Origin of the sequence: Comamonas testosteroni (assembly GCF_000761245.1) — a bacterium.
GTDB classification, from domain to species: domain Bacteria; phylum Pseudomonadota; class Gammaproteobacteria; order Burkholderiales; family Burkholderiaceae_C; genus Comamonas; species Comamonas testosteroni_C.
Genome location: NZ_AWOR01000058.1, coordinates 1 through 17076 on the forward strand (window position 1 = coordinate 1; position 17076 = coordinate 17076).

Genomic DNA, 17076 nt, shown 5'->3' on the forward strand with positions numbered 1-17076 from the left:
ACACCTACACGCCCAACAAGGACTGGAGCGGCCCGGGCACGGACAGCTTTGAAGTGATCGTGGACGACGGCAAGGGCGGCAAGACCACTACCACGGTGACGGTCGAGTTCACGCCGGAAGTGGACGTGAGCGATGACACGGCCAGCACCGGCTACGGCAAGCCGGTCACCATCGACGCGCTGCTCAACGACCACTTCGAAGGCGACAACGTCAAGATCACGCAGGTCGATGGCAAGGCCATCACCGAAGGCGGCGCTGCGGTGGCTCTGACCGACGGCAGCGGCAGCGTCAAGCTGGTGGGCGGCCAACTGGAGTTCACGCCCAAGGCGGGCTTTGTGGGTGACGCCAAGTTCAGCTACACGGCACAGACCGATGGCGGCACGCCCGAGACGGCGGACGTTACCGTGACCGTGAGCAAGCCACCGGTGTTTGTCGATCCAGGCGACCCGGGCGAGTCGCCGGTGACGGATTACACCTTCAGCTATGACGAGAACAGCCCCGTAGGCACGGTGCTGGGCCAGGTGAAGGCCATCGATATTGACAGCATATCGTTGACCTACAGCATTGACCCGGCCAGCGACCCTAATGGCTGGTATGCGATCGACCCACTGACTGGAGAGATCACGCTGACAGCGGCTGGAGCGGCTTCGGATGCCAACGACTTTGAGAAGGGTAGTAATAGCCAGCAGATCAAGGTGGTGGCGACCGATACCGAAGGTGGCAAGACCGAGATCACAGTCACGCTTCAGGAAAAGGATCTGAACGACACCGCCCCTGTGGTGGAGATAGCTCTTGAAGACAAGGTACTGCAGGTTGCGGAAGAAGCACTGCCCGGCGGCATCAAGGATGACCTGAGCAGCACGACCACAGCCACGGGCAAGATTAGCTTTACCGATGCGGACAAGACGCCGGACATCAATACCTTCTCGGTGGAGATGGAGGGCCCTGTGGACGGTAGCGTCAAGTCGGGCGGCGTTGATGTGACCTGGCACTGGGATGCCAGCACCAGCACGCTGACCGGCATGGCCGGTGCCAAGGAGGTCATGACCGTCAAGGTCGGTGCCCTGACCGAGGTTGGTGGTAAGTACGAGGCAAGCTATACGGTGACCCTCAAGGGCCCTCTGGATCATGCAGCCGGCGGTGGTGAAAATACGCTGGACCTGAACTTCAAGGCCATCGTTCACGATGGCGAGCACGACAGCGAAATCGAGTTTGCCGTGGAGGTCAAGGACGATGTGCCGACGCTCAGCGATGATGCCGAGCTGGCGATCAATCTGTCCAAGCTGCAGACCAATCTGATGATTGTGCTGGACCTGTCGGGCAGCATGAACTTCGTGGGCAGCGGCAATCAACAGCGTCCCAATGACCCGAACAACCGCCTGAATCTGGCCAAGAAGGCGCTGGAAGATCTGATCAACAAGTACGATGAGTATGGCGATGTGAAGGTCAAGCTGGTGACTTTTGGGGATGTTGCACGCACGAAGGCCTACGTCACTTGGATGAGTGCTTTGGACGCCATCGCGACCATCAAGGCTCTGACGGCTAATGGAGGCACATCCTATAAAGACGCTCTCGACAAGGTAATGGGCACTGATGGCTTTACTGACGATAGCGGCAAGCTGACCGGGGAGGGGGTGCAGAATGTCTCGTACTTCATCACCGATGGAGTACCTGCCCAGGGCCCGGTGTCTGAAACACAGCAGGCAACTTGGGAGGCCTTTGTGAGGGAGCACCACATCAACTCCGTGGGCGTGGGCTTTGGTGGTATTTTGGAAAAAGACATTCCCAATATCGACCCGATTGCCTATAACGGCGCTGAAGGAAGGGAGAGTACCGTCGTCGTGGCTGCCTCGGCGGAGGAGCTGAATTCCACGCTGCAGAACCTGATCCAGCTGCCCAGGCAGGAGGGCTCACTGCGCGGTGAACTCGACAGCACCGTGGAAGGATTTGGTGCGGACGGCGGCTTTGTCAATGTGCTCAATGTCGATGGCAAAACCTACACCTATCTGCCCGGACAGGATTTGCAGGTCACGGGCGGCGCCGTGGAGGGGGTGGACTACACCTATGACGCCGTCAAGCACATCATCACCGTCAAGACTGCCGCAGGTGGCTCGTTGACCGTGGAGTTCGATACGGCCAAGTTCATCTATGAGGGCAAGGCGCTGAGTTCCTATTGGGACAAGTTCGGCTACACCATTCAGGACATGGATGGGGATACCGCATCGACCGTCAAGGATGTGAAGGTGGTCTATGACGGTGTGGATCCTGGGCCCAAGCCTACGCCGTTTGCGTCGCCGATGATGGCCATGAGCCTGGACCTGGAGCATCTCGATGCCCTGCATGCGGATGCGGACGAGCCTGCCGCGCTGCCTGCGCTGCACGATGTGCTGCAGCCCCAGAGTGAGCTGGGCGAGGCTGCCGGCAACATCGCCGGCCTGAGCTCTGCGGATGCGCCTGCCTCACCCACCGCGCTTGCCATCGCGCCGCAGGACCTGGCCCTGTATATGCCAGCTCCGCTGCCCGAGGAGGAGTTGCACCAGCCGGTGCACGTTTGATATTTCATCAAACTTGATAGCTGCTAGCGCCTTAGATACGTCGTTTCAAGTATGAGTAATGCTTGAAACGACGTACTAAAAGCGCAGCAAGCTATATAAATAATAGCAATCAGAAAAACAAACAATCCGTGTCGCTGGCCTGCGTGCTGCGATGCAGAACGGTGATTGCGGCATAGCGCCGTGATGCCAAGCTGTGAAACAGCAACACGACTTACGCAAATCAGGTTAAGGCACGTGCTTCGTCTCAAGGACGCGGTCCTGGCGAATCCTGATCTGCGTAAGTCCCCAGCGATAGAGATAGCGATGGATATGTTGATCAAGTCCCCACTTCCTGTGCCTTCCATGCGCCAGGCCGCCGCGGCGGTCGCGCTGGTCTGCGCGATGGGCGCAGCCCATGCAGCAGAGCCTGCAAACCAGGCCAGGCCAGGCCAGGCTATGGATATGCGTGCAGCGGTACAGGCGGCTGTGGCATGGCACCCTGCCGTGCGTACGGCGCAGGGGCAGTTGCTGGGTGCTGACGAGGGAGTGGCCTCGGCACGCGCCGGCTACTACCCACAGGTCAAGGGCGGGCTGGGGGCGCAGGTGAACAACCGGGATGTCTACCCCTATACCTCGCGGCGTGTCTATGACGCCAGCGTTTCGGTGTCGCAGATGCTGTATGACTTCGGCAAGGTGGACAGCGCCGTGAAGCAGGCCGAGGCCAGCATCGAGGTTGCCCAGGCGCAGGTTTATCTGTCCACCGACGATGTGGCTCGCGAGGCTGCGCAGGCATGGGTGGAGCTGCGCCGCCAGCAGGCCATGGTGGCGATTGCCAAAAGTCAGCTCGAAGGCGTGGGTGCGTTGGCGGAGCTGGCACGGGAGCGTCAGCTCAAGGGCGCTAGCACCCGTTCGGACTTTATGCAGGCACAGTCGCGTATGGATGGCGCGCGTGGCCAATTGATCAATTACGAGGCGCAGGCACGCCGCTGGCAAGCGCGGCTGATGACTTTGACCGGGCTGCAGACGCCACCTACAGTGAGTGAAGCGAATACAGGAAAAGGCGGTGTGCCCGATGTTCTGCCCCAGGCCTGCGCTGCCGCTCAGGTGCAGCCCACGGCAGCGGTGCGCCGGGCCCAGGGACAGCGGGCGCAGGCCCAGGCCGAATTGAAGGCAGCCGATGCGCAACTCATGCCGACGCTGTCGGTGGATGGCTCGGCTTCGCGCGGGTTGAACGCTGCCTCGCGTCCGGCAGGTTACCCGGATATGGACATGCGCGTGATGTTCAATGTCTCGGCACCGCTGTTCGAAGGCGGGCGCAACCAGGCACGCCAGCGCGCGGCCGGCCATGCGCTGGAGGCCGCCGATGCGGCCGTGGCCAACGCCGAGTTCCAGGCGCGTCAGTCGCTGCGCGACGCGCAGGACCAGAGCCTGGGTCTGTTGGAGCGTCAGCCAGTGGTTGACCAGCGTATCGCCAGCATCCGCATCACGCGTGATCTGTATCGTGAGCAATACCTGCAACTGGGTACACGCTCGCTGCTGGATCTGCTCAACGCCGAGCAGGAATACCACGGCGCGCGCTTTGAACAGGTGGATAGCGCCCATGACCTGCAGCGGCTGGCTGTGGAGTGTTGGTACCAGAGCGGGCGGTTGGCCGATGAGTTCGCGCTGGATACCCGGCTGCGTGACCGGGGCCAGGGAGTGATGCGATGAACGGTACGATGAACCAGGTAGCTGCCGAGCAGGCAAGCGCCAAGCAATTGCCGCCATTGATGCAGGGCTGGCTGGACGCCGTGCTGGCAGTGGCAGCGCATTACCAGATCGATACCTCGCGCGAGCGTCTGCGTGTGGACGCAGCCTGGGCGGCCGATGGCATGTCTAGCGAGGATTTGCGCCACTGCATGCGCCAGATGGCCCAGCAGGCGGGTCTTGCCCTGACCGAGGTGGCTCCGGACCTGACGCGGTTGACGGCCTGGCGTCTACCCGTGGCCGTGCAGCTGCGCGGCGGGCAGGTAGCGGTAGTCACCGCCCTGACCGAAGGCGGCTTGCGCCTGCTGCTGAGCGGCGACGAGGGCGGCGAGAGCACGCACACGCTGGCCGAGTTGCAGCCCGAGGTGGAGACCATGGCGGTGCTGCGTCCGTTGCAGTCGGCACCCGATTCGCGCGTGGACAGCTACCTGCGCCCCGTGGAGCGTCACTGGCTGCGCGACATTGTGTTTGCCGATCTGCGACCTTATGGCCATATTCTGCTGGCTTCGTTCATCACCAACCTGATGGCCTTGGGCGGCATTCTGTTTTCCATGCAAGTCTATGACCGCGTGGTGCCGTCCCAGTCCGAGCCTACGCTGTATGTGCTGTTCGGCGGTGTGCTGCTGTCCATTGCGTTTGCCTGGGCCATGCGTGCCGCGCGCATGCACATTACCGACATGCTGGGCAAGCGGGCAGACCTGCGCATTTCGGACCGCGTCTTCGGTCATGCGCTGCGCGTGAAGAACAGTGCCCGACCGCGCGCCACAGGAACCTTTGTGGCCCAGATCCGTGAGCTGGAGCCGGTGCGGGAGATGTTGACTTCCACCACGGCAGCGGCCGTGGCCGACCTGCCATTCTTTGTCTTGTTCTGCTTCATCTTCTGGATGATTGCGGGTTCGCTGGTGTGGGTGCCACTGGCGGCCTTTGTGCTGCTCCTGGCGCCCAGTCTGCTGGCGCAAAAGCGTCTGCGCAAGCTGGCTCAGGCCAGCATGCGCGAATCGGCGCTGCGCAATGCCATGCTGGTGGAGACGGTGCAGGGCATTGAAGACATCAAGCTGCTGCAGGCCGAGCCGCGCTTTCAGAATCAGTGGAACCACTACAACGCTGTGAATGCCGAGTCGGGCCTGAAGTTGCGGGCGTTGCTGCATCATCTGAGCAACTGGATGCAGACGGTGCAGGGCAGTGCTTTCGCCTTTGTGGTGTTCTTTGGCGCTCCCCAGGTGATGCGCGGCGAGATGAGCACTGGCGTGCTGGTGGCGTCTTCCATTCTGGTCAGTCGCATGCTGGCGCCCCTGTCCAGCGTGACCGGTGTGCTCAATCGCTGGCAGCAGGCCAAGATGGCCAGCGATGGGTTGGACCAGCTCATGCACCTGCCCGTGGACCACGCGGAGGACGGCAGCCGCGTCCACCGTCCTGTCATCGAGGGGCGTTACGACTTCAGCGAAGCCGTGTTTAGCTACGACGGCAAGACCCCGGCACTGCAGGTCAAGAAGCTGCAGATCGCAGCCGGTGAGCGCATCGCCATCCTGGGGCGCAACGGAGCGGGCAAGTCGACGCTGCTGCAGGCGCTGTCGGGTCTGACCGAGCCCGTGAGCGGACGCCTGCTGTTGGACGACGTGGCGCTAGCCCACATAGACCCGGCCGACGTGCGCCGCGATGTAGGCCTGCTGACGCAGAATGCCCGCCTGTTCTACGGTTCGCTGCGTGAGAACCTGCTGTTGGGCGCTCCTCATGCCAGCGATGCGGAACTTATGACCGCGCTGCTGGACGCTGGCGCCTGGTCCTTCGTACAGACCCTGCCAACGGGGCTCGATCACATGGTCATGGAAGGGGGCTTGGGCTTGTCGGGGGGGCAGCGCCAGAGCCTGTTGCTGGCGCGCCTGCTGTTGCGCCAGCCACGAGTGCTGCTGCTGGATGAGCCTACGGCAGCGCTGGACGATGTGGCCGAACGCGATGTGATCGCCCGGTTGCGCAAGCTTGCACCGGGGCGCACTCTGGTCGTGGCTACGCACCGGCCCGCGGTGTTGCAGGCGGTGGACAAGATCATTGTGGTGGACAAGGGCCAGGTGGTGTTGCAGGGCGCGCGCGATGAGGTGCTCAAGCGCCTGAATGGCGGTGTCCAACCGGCAGCTCCACAGCAAAATGTTCGCGTCGTGCAGAGTGGGCGCATGAAGGTTGCGGTACAGCCGGTGAAAAGACTGGTCTCTGCAGAGGAGGGGCAGGAATGACGGAGACAGCAGTGCCCGGTGATACATCGAAGGCCAGATCTACAACAACACCCGCGATGACGGCTGAGTCCGCGCCCATGCTTTCGGCCATGCCCGGGTCTGCGCGTCGGCGCGCGGCCATGCCGGCCATAGGCGACTTCGACGAGGTACGCGCAAGCCACTCGGATCGCGTGGTTTGGCTGGTCACGGCCTTTGTGCTGGCCTTTCTGGCCTGGGCCTGGTTCTTCGAGATCGACGAAGTGTCCAACGGCGGTGGCAAGGTGATTCCATCCTCGCGCGAGCAGCGCATCCAGTCTCTGGAGGGCGGTATTTTGGCCGAGTTGCTGGTACGCGAGGGCGATATCGTGGAGAAAGGCCAGGTGCTGGCCAAGCTGGAGCCTACGCGTGGCGAATCCAGTGTGGAGGAGACGGCGGCCCGCTACCGCGCAGCCTTGGCCGCCAGCATACGCTTGCGCGCCGAGGTTGAAGGGCGCGACAACCTGCAGTTTCCTCAGGAGCTGGATGGTCATGCACAGCTCAAGGCTTCGGAGAGTGCACTTTTCCGTTCTCGCCGCATGGCATTGAGCGATACGGTGGCCGGTCTGAACCTGGCGCTGGCATTGGTGCGCAAGGAGCTGGGCATCACGCAGTCGCTGCAAGCCAGCGGTGCTGCCAGCAGCGTCGAACTCATCCGCCTGCAGCGCCAGGGAGCGGAGCTGGAGCTGAAGATCGCCGAGGCGCGTTCTGGCTACATGGTGCGCAGCCGCGAAGAACTTGCCAAGGCGGATGCGGAGGCGAAGTCCCTGTCTTCAGTGGTGCGCGGGCGTGCGGATTCACTGGATCGCCTGACACTGCAGTCGCCTGTGCGGGGCGTGGTCAAGAGCCTGCAGGTCACTACCATCGGCGGCGTGGTGCCGCCCAACGGCCTGCTGATGGCCTTGGTACCTCTCGATGATCAATTGCTGGTGGAGGCCCATATCTCGCCGCGCGACATTGCTTTCATTCGCCCCGGACAGGAGGCTCTGGTCAAGGTGACGGCCTACGACTACGCAGTCTATGGCGGCCTCAAGGGCCAGGTGGTGACGATTGCCCCGGATACCCAGCGTGACGAGGTCAAGCCCGAAATCGTCTATTACCCGGTTCTGGTGCGCACCGATTCGGACGTGCTTGTGAACAAGGCCGGCCAGCGTATGCCCATTGTGCCGGGCATGGTGGCAGCCACCGATATCCGCACGGGCCGCAAGACCGTCTGGGACTATTTGACCAAGCCGCTGAACAAAGCGCGCGAGGCCTTGCGTGAGCGCTGAAGCCCTGCAGCGCGTGACTTTCGATTTTGATGAAAGAGGATGCCATGAGCATGTTTGAATCCACCTTCCGCCTTTCCACTCTAGTGCTGGCTGCAGCCGCTTGCATTGCCATGCCGGTCGTGGCTCGTGACAATCCGGAGGATGCGGTCAGCAATCCCGACAAGCTGCAGTATTCCGACGTCAATATGCGCTATGCCGATATGAAGAAGGACTTCGTCCGCGACGGCGTGCTGGCAGAGCAGCTCGAAGGTGTTCGCGCCATCCAGCCTGGCATGGCCCAGGACAAGGTGAAGCAGACGCTGGGCGCGCCTCTGACGCAAACTACAGGCCCGAGAGGCCAAGAGTGGGACTACAACTTCAAGCTCCGTCAAGCGCAATCCGGTAACCTGCTGGTGTGCCAGTACAAAGTGGTGTTCGATGAGGCCGGAGCCGTACGCGAGTCTGTCTGGCGCCGCCGGCAATGCCAGCAACTGATGCAGCGCTGAGGCGCTGTTGGAACGCTTCCAACTCCGTCAACATTTGTGTAGTGGTGTCTGGCCGGTGGCCATATATCCAGCTCTATGTGTGAGCGAGCGCGGTCACTCTAAGCATCAGCGAAGCCAGGTATTTCATCTATACGGAGCCAAGGCTGATGGCTGTGGGATCTATCGTTCTGCGACGTCGGCAGAGGTGCTCAAGCGCGTGATCGCCGGTATCCGGAGCATGTGAACTGCGCTTTGCCAATTGACGGGCATTGTCTGCTGCTCGCCCGATCCCCCGTTGGTTGGTCTTCAAGAGCGGCTCAGGGGGCGGTGTCTGTGGGGAGATGATCAATTGAAGGAAGCGGATAGAGGCCTGGATTGGGTGATGTCGGCAATCCAAGCATTGATCATCGCAACTCGGCTGGCAGCAATGGGGCAGTTGCTGCCGGTGGTCAGATCACGCATGCCGGTCATCGCATCGCGCAATACTGGTCAAGGAAGACCTGCGACCCCAATAAGGCCCCTATAGGCATCAGCGAGCGATGAACTGCAAACGAGCTTCCCGCGCTGCTGGAGATTCGCGCAGCAATTCGTTAATCACTTCTTCGCGTGTTTTACCGGGACCTGCAGGGGAGGCAAAGTTGGGGAAGTTGCTTTCTCCATACGACAGGCGGCCGTTTTTCATCGCGTCTGCAGTTTCGGCCCTGACTTGATCACGTGTTTTACCGGGACCTGCAGGGGGGGCAAAGTTGGGGAAGTTGCTTTCTCCATACGACAGGCGGCCGTTTTTCATCGCATCTGCAGTTTCGGCCCTGACTTGATCACGTGTCGTCTGGCTCACGAAATGTTCCGGATGAATAGTCACACCTTGCTCGTTATTGGCTGGGTGTTCGTGGGCTGCCGAAGCCATCCCCGGCATGGCTAGTACAGCTACTGCTGCTGCGGTTGCAAATACGGACGCGATGGAGAGAGGACGTCGAGACATGGTGGCAGCTCCTAAGAAAGTCAGTGAAACACAATCTCCCAGGCCTTGAGAAAGGTAAGGAGGAGATGTGTGGATCTTAGAAATCCGACCCCAACAGAAGCGGGACAGCGAGGTGACATTGTTGTCAGCTTCTTCTTTTGCCGACCTGGACTGTCCTTTAGGCAGGTAGGCATGTCCGGTCCATCTTGGTGAACGAGCCCCGCATGGGGGACTGTCGCCTCTTTTGAAAAGCGGGTGCAGGTCACCAGGCTACCCGCACCCGCGGTATCGGCACCGGTTTTAGAACGTATGGCGCAAGCCTATGCCAAAGCCAGTCTGGTTGACGCCAGGCAGCGGTGTTCCACCAGCTTGAGCGCTACTTGCTCCAAAGGCAGCATTGCCGCTGTTTTTCATATAACCCAGCGATGCATAGGCCGCAGTGCGCTTGGACAGGTTGTAAGTACCGCGCAGTACCAGCAGCTGACCCTTGTCCACGTTGTCCTTGTACTTGAGCTGGTTGTACTGGGCGTCCACGGTCCATTGACCAAGGGGGTAGGTCACGCCCACAAACCACAGGTCGTTGCGCGGCGATGCGATATAGCCGTCATTCTTGCGACGCATATAGCCACCACCAATCTTTGCGCCACCAAGCTTCACATAGCCGTTGAGCATGGTGCGCTTGTCGATTTTGTCGCTGCTGCTCAGCCCCGCGAAAGCACCGGGGCCGCCGCGCAACTCGTCATGCGCCAGAGCTGCCCCCCATGCCGCTGTGTCGTACTTGAGCATGGCCGACCACTCGCGACAGGTCTTGGAGTCGGTGCTGCTTTCTCCCGCGCAGTTGGTTCCGCCGGGGCTGGGGCCCGCATTGACGGCGTCGCGACCAAAGCTATAGGTTGCGCCGATCGTCAGGCCCGAGAACGTGCCTTTGTAGGAGATCGCATTGTCGGCACGTGCATTGGGAAAGTAGTTGTCCAGACTGGCCATGCTGTGCAGGCTCGGACCGATCACGTCAGCGTCGAGTACGGACCAGAACAACATGGTGTACTGACGGCCCAGCCCCAGCGACCCCCAGGGGCCATTGAGGCTTACGAAGGACTGGCGGCCGAAGCCGCGACCGCCCTGGTTGAGAGCTCCGCTGTCGGGGCCGATGCCCATCTCCAGCGTGAAGGATGCGCTCAATCCTCCTCCCAGATCCTCGCGGCCGCGAAAGCCCAGGCGTGATGGAACGCTGCCCGAGAGATTGGGCATGCGCGTCAAGGTGGCGCTGCTTGCGCCCACATGGTTCATGGTCTCCACGGCCGTGTCCATGATGCCGTAGATCTGCACCGACGATTGTGCATGGGCAAAACCTCCCACCCCTAGTAGCGCAACAGCGCCTGCTATTTTTTTCAGCATGAATGTCTCCAGTTTCTAATTTCGTTTAGTTATTTGCATGCGTGGCTTGATACGATTGGTTTTTGGGTCTTAAGCCTCCTTCCGGGTCTATGGAGAAAAGCGCTTACTTCTGCAGCGACCGGAGCCATTCCCGGCATTCGGACGCAGCCGCCACAGGCCACTCCACACAGATCGTCTTGTCCAGCTGACGTACCTCTACGCGTATGAGCTGGCCGGAGTTGCGCGTGTTGCGGGCAGCGCCGAAGATGCGCGCCCACCAACCGGCATCAGGGCTGGCGTCCTCGGTGCTCGCCGTGATCGCCGTATCCATGGAGTCTCGCGGCACCGGGCCGGGAGCCGGGGCTGGCGCAGGATCGGGCGAAGGAACAGGAGCCACTTCTGGCCGGGTGACGGCCTGCCTGGCCACTGAAGGCGCAACCGGCGTCAGCGAAGGTGCACCGGGCGCATCGAGAGCCTGGCCACCGGCCTCTATGCGCGCCGCCAGATTGCTGCCGAACTCCTCCCACAGGCGATCGGCCTTGGTCTTCATGACCGACAGGCCAAAGGCGCCCAGGCGGCCCAGCACATCCACCTGGACCTTGATGCGCAAATCCGTGCCGCCGTTGGCAGCGGGCGTCAGAAACACTTCGCTGGTCTGCTTGAGCGAACTGGCCACCGAGGCATCCTCGCCGGTGCCTTCCACGCGCATGTATTCCGGTGCGTTCTGCTCGACGATCTTGGTCTTGAGCTTGAACTTGGCGCTGATGAAGGAAATCTTCTGGTGCATCTCCGCCACGTATTCCGTGGGGCTGATGACATCGATGGACTTCATCCCGGGCACGGCGCCGGCCATGATCAGGGGATTGAGGAGCAGATCCCAGACCTGCTGGGGAGGGGCCGAAACGGTCAGTTTTTTCTCAATTTCCATGATGCATCTCCTGTGCTGCATGCAGCACGGATTCCACGATTTGGGTGTAGCCGGTGCAGCGGCAGAGGTTGCCGCTGAGGCCGTGGCGCACTTCCTCGCAGCTGGGCTGGGGCGTGTTCTTGAGCAGGTCGCAGGAGGCCATGATGAAACCCGGCGTGCAGTAGCCGCACTGCAGCCCGCCGCACTGCATGAAGTTCTTCTGCAAGGGATGCAGCTCGTCCCCTGCGGCCAGCCCTTCGATGGTGGTGATGCTGCGTCCGTGGACCTGCACGGCCAGCATCAGACAGGATTTGATGACCTCGCCATCCAGCAACACCGAACAGGCGCCGCAGGTGCCGGTTTCGCATCCCCGCTTGGTGCCTGTCAGATGCAGGTCGTCCCGCAAAAAGTCCGATAACAGCCGCCGTGACGTCAGCTCGACGCTATGTTGCTCGCCGTTGATCTGGCATTCGATGCGATGCGTGCTCATGCGGTAACTCCTTCATTGATATCGATTCCGAACAGCGTGGCCACTGTGCGGCGGGTCACCGTGCGCACCATTTCTCGGCGGAACTCGCTGCTGCCCCGCAGGTCAGAGACCGGTTGGATGTCCTCGGCCACGATGCTTGCGACCTCTGAAGCGAGCTGTGCATTCACGGTCTTGCCGCGCAAACAGTCTTCGGCACGGCGCAGCCTGGTGGGAATGGGCGTGGATGCCCCAACGGCCAGACGTGCCTGGTGACATATCTGCCCTTCTCTTTGCACGACCAGGGCCACGCTGACCAGGGGACGGTGCTCTGCTGCCGTGCGCAGAAAGCGCGTGTATTCCCCCTGGGTGCCGGGCGCCTGCAGCGGCACCTGGATTTCCAGAAGCAGCTCATCGGGCTCCATGGCAGTGGTGTAGTAGTCGACCAGGAACTCTTCCATCGACAGCACGCGTTCTCCGCGTGTGCTGCCCAGAACGACCGAGGCGTCGAGGGCCATCAGACAGCCGGGCGGGTCCGTGGATGGGTCGGCATAACAGAGATTGCCGCCAATCGTGCCCTGGTTGCGCACCTGCGGATTGGCCACTTGGGCGGCCATCCGGGCTAGCACCGGTGCATGCGCTTTCACAATCTCGGAGCGAGCCACATCGATATGGCGGCTCATGGCCCCGATACGCAGACCTTGGCGCGGATCAACATCGATGCCATGCAGCCGGGGCAGCCCTGCCACCGAGATCAGGTGCGTGGGCGCAAGCATGCGTTGGCGCATGGCCAGCATCAGCGCCGATCCGCCCGCGATGATGCGTGCATCGTCGCCGTACTCGGCCAGCATCTGGCTGGCCTCCGCTACCGAGCGGGGCTCGGAAAAATCAAATTCACGCATGGCTTGCTCCTTGCTGCTTGTCGCGCCATGCAGCCAGCACTTTTTCCGGGGTAATGGGCAGATCGGTGATGCGCACGCCTATCGCGTCGTAGACGGCGTTGGCTATGGCTGGTGCGCCTGGCAGGATGGCGGTCTCGCTGGCCCCCTTTGCGCCATAGGGGCCGTTGGGATCGTTGGATTCCACAAGGCCGCCACGCAGCATGGGAACCGCATCGGCGGTGGCCATGTTGTAGTCCGCGAAATTGCCGTTTGCCAGGCGCCCGCCCTCGTAGTGCAACTGCTCATACAGCGTCCAGCCGATGGCCTGAACGGTGGCGCCATTGGTCTGGCCGTGAATTGCAATGGGGTTGAGCGCCTTGCCGCAGTCATCGGCGACATAGCTGTCGATGATGCTGACCTGGCCGGTCTCGATATCCACCTCGACTTCGACGGCCTGGGCGGCGTAGGAGTAAGCAGCGGCAATATTGCCGTAGAGCTTGTCGTCATGCATGACGGTCTTGGGGTCCCAGGTCCCGGTGACCTGGATGCCACCTCCGCCATGGCGCCAGATATGCTGGCGTGCCAGTTCGGCCACGGTGCTGCGGCGTTCAGGCTCCGCGCTCACATAGACGGCGCCGCCTTTGAGCGTCAGCGCATCGAGCGGCGTATCAAGGCGCTCGGCAGCCAGGCTCAGCAACTCTTGTCGCGCCTTGCGCGCGGCGATGATGGCCGCATTGCCTCCCGACATGGTGACGCGTGAAGCCAGAGTGCCCACGGCCACCGGCGAGACATCGGTATCGGGCGCAAGCACTTGAATATCGGCCAGAGGCAGGTCCAGTTCATGGGCCACGATCTGGCTGAGCATGGTGCTCGCCCCCTGGCCCATATCGCATTCACCGCTGATGAGGAAGACGCGACCGTCTTCGTTGATCTTGATGACCAACGTCGATCCATCCCAGTTGCCTATGGTGCGGTTGCCGCTCACATGCATGGCCGCCGCCATGCCCACGCCGCGACGCTTGATGCCACTGACCTTGGCGCATTGGCGTTTGTGGGTCCAACCTATAGCCTCGGTTGCCATGTCTATGCATTCCCGAAGCCCGGTGCTGCCGATATGCCAGCCGTGAATCGAGACATCACCGGCCTTGAGCGCGTTGATCTTGTGCACCTGCACCGGGTCCAGGCCCAGTTTCTCCGCCATGGTGTGGATATGGCTGTTGAGCGCAAACTGCATCTGGGTTCCGCCAAAGCCCCGGAAAGCACCGCGTGGCGGATTGTTGGTGTAGTACAGCGTCGCTTCCGAACGCACATTCGGATTGCTGTGCATGTTGTCGCTGCGCATGGCACTGACGTGCATCACATCACCGGCAAGGCCTGCATATGCACCGCATTCGGCAATGATGCGAACCTGCTTGGCGACAATGCTGCCGTCCTTGAGCATGCCCAGCTTGAGGGTGATGCGCTCGGGCACGCTGGCGCATGCGGCCTGGAAGTCCTCCAGGCGGTTGTTGACCAGTCGCACCGGACGCCGGGTATGCAAGGCGAGCAGGCCGGCAAGCAACTGGTTGTCGTCCTCTACGATCTTGCCGCCGAAGCCGCCACCGGTCGCCGCCTGCACCACGCGCACGCGGGAAATGGGCAGACCGAGGGTCATGGCCACCTGCATGCGCACCAGATTCACTGCCTGGGTTGAGGTGTAGAGCACAAGCCGGCCATCGGGGTCCAGCGAGGCCACAGTGGCCATGGGCTCCATATAGCCGGGGTACTGAGAATGCGTGGTGTAGGTGGCTTCGTGGATCAGATCCGCGACGGCAAAGCCTGCATCCACATCCCCGCGCTCGAACTGGATATGGTGGCCCACATTGTTGCGCCCTGGATGGATGCCGAAGGCTTCCTCATCCATGGCTTCCTCGGGCGTCAGAATGGCGGGTAGTTCTTCATACTCCACCCGGATTAGATCCAGCGCGTCGCGTGCGATCTCATCGGAAACAGCGGCCACCGCGGCTACCTCTTCGCCGCAATAACGCACCACGCCTTTGGCCAGAACGGCGCGTTCCTTGTGATGCGCCCCCCAAAGATTGGCGGGAGCATCCTCGCCGGTCAGAACCGCCTTGACGCCAGGCAGCGCGCGCGCCTCGGTGGTGTCTATGCGAGCGATGCGCGCATGCGGGTAAGGGCTGCGCAGAACCTTGCCGTGCAGCATGCCGGCAAGCTTGAGATCTCCTGCGTAGATGGCCCGGCCAAGCACCTTTGCCTTGGCCGTCACCTGTGGAGTGTCCATGCCCAGCGTGGATTGAGATGAAAGAGCAGATGTCATATCCGTACCTCGCGGCAGAAGGCCCGGGTCGCTGTGGACCACGGGCTTGTGCCGCGTCAGTCATATAGAGGTCAGTTCGAATCGCCCAGGCCTGCGCCTGCGCGATTCATCGGTTTCACTCGGCCACGATGCCGAGTTCCTTGATGGCCTTGCCCATCACCATGTACTCGCGCTGATTGAGATCGCTGAGCACCTTGGGAGAGCCGCCGGCTGGCAGGGCTCCGAAGACGGCGAGCTTTTCCACGACTTCGGGCTCTCGCAAAATGGCATTGAGGTGCTCGTTGAGCAGATTGATCACCGCTGCCGGAGTCTTTTTCGGCGCAAAGAAGCCGTTCCAGGCGCTGACCACCACATCTTTGTAGCCCAGCTCGGTCAATGTCGGCACCGCAGGTGCAAGCGATGAGCGCCTGGTATCGCCGATGGCCAGCGCCACCAGCTTGCCGGAGTCCAGATACTGGCGCACAGGCCCGAAAGTGACCCAGGCAGTATCGACATGTCCGGCCACGACATCGGTCACCGAGGGGCCGACGCCGCGGTATGGAACATGGGACAGCTTGACGCCAGCGGCCTTGTTCAGCCATTCGCCGGCGATGTGCATGGGCGAGCCGGCGCCCGGACTGGCATAGGAGACGGAGGCTCCACCCTTGGCTCTGGCAATCAGTTCGGGCAGGTTTTTGACGCCCAGCTTGGGGCTCGTGACCAGCACCAGGGGCTGGGTGGCGGTGTTGATGATGGCTTCGTAACCGTTGAGTACGTCGTAGGCTGCAGCGCCCGATAGCTTCATGACCAGGGGGGCGGTGGTGAAGGGGTTGGGAGTGAACAGCAAGGTGTAGCCATCGGAGCGTGCACGCCCCACCATGCCGTTGCCTATCGCCCCGCCAGCACCCGGGCGGTTGTCGATCAGCACTGTCTGCTTGAGTCTGTGACTGAGCTTGTCGGCAAAGAGGCGGGCGATTGCATCGGTATCCCCGCCTGGAGGGTAGGACACGATCACCGTGATGGGCTTGCTGGGATAACTTTCTTCGGCAAGCACCGGCTGCGCAAGCAGCGTGCCGCAGGCAAGAGCGGTAAAGCAAAACTGGCGTCTATCAACTGACATGGTCGCCTCTCCTTGGGCCGTGGGTATAAATCTTGTGTGCAATCTCAATTGTTTCATTAATGAAACATTGGATCTCAAGAGAAACAATGGAAAGGAGTTATACGCTTGTAGTTGATCGATCAAATTGCTGTTTTCACTATTGACATCTGATTTTGTTATTTAAAGTGAAACAATGGCGCATGGATAAAAAAACATGCGAAACGCCTTGGTCGCACCTCAATGCGCAGGGCGATGGGCTGACGGTGGACGACTTCATCACCACCTTGATGAGCCAGGTGGGAAATGCTCTGCGGCGCACGATTACCGTGCCCTACGCCGAGAAACACGATCTGACGGTCTCGGAGTGGCGCCTGCTGGCCTTGATTGCCCACGCCAGACGGCTGGCCTTCTCGGATCTGGTCATTCAGTCCACCTCGGACAAAGCCTTGGTGAGCCGCGCTCTCAAGCGGCTGCAAGCCAAAGGCCTGGTGGATCTGCAGGGTGAAGGCAATACGCCGCGCAAGAAGATTTTTTGTCAGGTCACCGAACAGGGCGAGGCCCTGCATGCGCAGGTCATGCCCTTGGCGCGTGCCAGCCAGGCTGCTGCCATTCGGGCATTGCCTGAAGATGAGCGCAATGCCATGTACAGCGCGCTGATGCGCTTGCGTGCACATTGCGAGAAAGCAGGCGCTTTGACCAGCGATGATGAAGCAGGTCTGGAATAGTTCCTGAGGCCCTGTGTTGGATAGCCGCCTGGATGCTGTTGCAACACATATAGACGCACGAAATTCCGCATGCTGCAGGCGGGGTCATCCGCATATTGCATGTGTTTCG

The 17076-nt window shown here is 61.4% G+C and carries 13 protein-coding genes; 6 read left to right on the plus strand and 7 right to left on the minus strand.

What is annotated here, in order from left to right; all coding sequences use genetic code 11:
- The 5 genes from P353_RS17010 to bamE form a co-directional block, all read left to right on the plus strand.
- Positions 1-2555: Ig-like domain-containing protein (locus P353_RS17010; protein WP_034372009.1), on the plus strand; the 2555-nt coding region annotated here is incomplete at its 5' end.
- Between the two features lie 303 nt (positions 2556-2858).
- Positions 2859-4244 (plus strand): TolC family outer membrane protein, encoded by a 1386-nt coding sequence (locus P353_RS17015; RefSeq protein WP_034372012.1) that lies wholly within the window; start codon positions 2859-2861, stop codon positions 4242-4244.
- Complete coding sequence (locus P353_RS17020; RefSeq protein WP_034372015.1) at positions 4241-6508, plus strand: type I secretion system permease/ATPase; 2268 nt, start codon at positions 4241-4243, stop codon at positions 6506-6508. Before P353_RS17015 ends, P353_RS17020 begins: the two co-directional genes overlap by 4 nt.
- Before the next feature lie 77 nt (positions 6509-6585).
- A complete protein-coding gene (locus P353_RS17025) occupies positions 6586-7794 on the plus strand; it encodes an HlyD family efflux transporter periplasmic adaptor subunit (RefSeq protein WP_420093391.1) in 1209 nt (402 codons plus the stop codon).
- Between the two features lie 44 nt (positions 7795-7838).
- Positions 7839-8279 (plus strand): outer membrane protein assembly factor BamE domain-containing protein, encoded by a 441-nt coding sequence (gene bamE, locus P353_RS17030; protein WP_232776620.1) that lies wholly within the window; start codon positions 7839-7841, stop codon positions 8277-8279.
- Positions 8280-8787: 508 nt separating this feature from the next.
- On the opposite strand, the gene P353_RS28350 is transcribed toward bamE, so the two are convergent.
- The 7 genes from P353_RS28350 to P353_RS17060 all read right to left on the minus strand — a co-directional run bounded on the left by P353_RS28350 (position 8788) and on the right by P353_RS17060 (position 16263).
- On the minus strand, positions 8788-9240 hold the full coding sequence (locus P353_RS28350; RefSeq protein ID WP_080750596.1) for a DUF4148 domain-containing protein: 453 nt from the start codon (positions 9238-9240) through the stop codon (positions 8788-8790).
- Positions 9241-9519: 279 nt separating this feature from the next.
- A complete protein-coding gene (locus tag P353_RS17035) occupies positions 9520-10614 on the minus strand; it encodes a porin (RefSeq protein WP_034372020.1) in 1095 nt (364 codons plus the stop codon).
- A 103-nt stretch (positions 10615-10717) separates the two neighbouring features.
- On the minus strand, positions 10718-11521 hold the full coding sequence (locus P353_RS17040) for a CoxG family protein (RefSeq protein WP_034372023.1): 804 nt from the start codon (positions 11519-11521) through the stop codon (positions 10718-10720).
- Positions 11511-11990, minus strand: a complete 480-nt coding sequence (locus P353_RS17045; protein WP_034372026.1) for a (2Fe-2S)-binding protein — start codon at positions 11988-11990, stop codon at positions 11511-11513. Before P353_RS17045 ends, P353_RS17040 begins: the two co-directional genes overlap by 11 nt.
- A complete protein-coding gene (locus P353_RS17050) occupies positions 11987-12868 on the minus strand; it encodes an FAD binding domain-containing protein (RefSeq protein WP_034372029.1) in 882 nt (293 codons plus the stop codon). The genes P353_RS17045 and P353_RS17050 overlap by 4 nt, the downstream gene beginning before the upstream one ends.
- Positions 12861-15164 (minus strand): xanthine dehydrogenase family protein molybdopterin-binding subunit, encoded by a 2304-nt coding sequence (locus tag P353_RS17055; RefSeq protein WP_034372032.1) that lies wholly within the window; start codon positions 15162-15164, stop codon positions 12861-12863. Before P353_RS17055 ends, P353_RS17050 begins: the two co-directional genes overlap by 8 nt.
- A gap of 115 nt (positions 15165-15279) precedes the next feature.
- Positions 15280-16263, minus strand: a complete 984-nt coding sequence (locus tag P353_RS17060) for a Bug family tripartite tricarboxylate transporter substrate binding protein (RefSeq protein ID WP_034372035.1) — start codon at positions 16261-16263, stop codon at positions 15280-15282.
- A gap of 179 nt (positions 16264-16442) precedes the next feature.
- On the opposite strand from P353_RS17060, the gene P353_RS17065 reads away from it, so the two are divergent.
- Complete coding sequence (locus P353_RS17065; protein ID WP_034372038.1) at positions 16443-16967, plus strand: MarR family winged helix-turn-helix transcriptional regulator; 525 nt, start codon at positions 16443-16445, stop codon at positions 16965-16967.
- Positions 16968-17076 lie beyond the last annotated feature (109 nt).

What these genes read in the sequence shown, in the direction of transcription:
- P353_RS17015 (WP_034372012.1), top strand. Translation starts at nt 2,859, where the DNA reads ATGGATATGTTGATCAAGTCCCCACTTCCTGTGCCTTCCATGCGCCAG.
- P353_RS17020 (WP_034372015.1), top strand. Translation starts at nt 4,241, where the DNA reads ATGAACGGTACGATGAACCAGGTAGCTGCCGAGCAGGCAAGCGCCAAG.
- P353_RS17025 (WP_420093391.1), top strand. Translation starts at nt 6,586, where the DNA reads ATGCTTTCGGCCATGCCCGGGTCTGCGCGTCGGCGCGCGGCCATGCCG.
- bamE (WP_232776620.1), top strand. Translation starts at nt 7,839, where the DNA reads ATGAGCATGTTTGAATCCACCTTCCGCCTTTCCACTCTAGTGCTGGCT.
- P353_RS28350 (WP_080750596.1), bottom strand. Translation starts at nt 9,240, where the DNA reads ATGTCTCGACGTCCTCTCTCCATCGCGTCCGTATTTGCAACCGCAGCA.
- P353_RS17035 (WP_034372020.1), bottom strand. Translation starts at nt 10,614, where the DNA reads ATGCTGAAAAAAATAGCAGGCGCTGTTGCGCTACTAGGGGTGGGAGGT.
- P353_RS17040 (WP_034372023.1), bottom strand. Translation starts at nt 11,521, where the DNA reads ATGGAAATTGAGAAAAAACTGACCGTTTCGGCCCCTCCCCAGCAGGTC.
- P353_RS17045 (WP_034372026.1), bottom strand. Translation starts at nt 11,990, where the DNA reads ATGAGCACGCATCGCATCGAATGCCAGATCAACGGCGAGCAACATAGC.
- P353_RS17050 (WP_034372029.1), bottom strand. Translation starts at nt 12,868, where the DNA reads ATGCGTGAATTTGATTTTTCCGAGCCCCGCTCGGTAGCGGAGGCCAGC.
- P353_RS17055 (WP_034372032.1), bottom strand. Translation starts at nt 15,164, where the DNA reads ATGACATCTGCTCTTTCATCTCAATCCACGCTGGGCATGGACACTCCA.
- P353_RS17060 (WP_034372035.1), bottom strand. Translation starts at nt 16,263, where the DNA reads ATGTCAGTTGATAGACGCCAGTTTTGCTTTACCGCTCTTGCCTGCGGC.
- P353_RS17065 (WP_034372038.1), top strand. Translation starts at nt 16,443, where the DNA reads ATGGATAAAAAAACATGCGAAACGCCTTGGTCGCACCTCAATGCGCAG.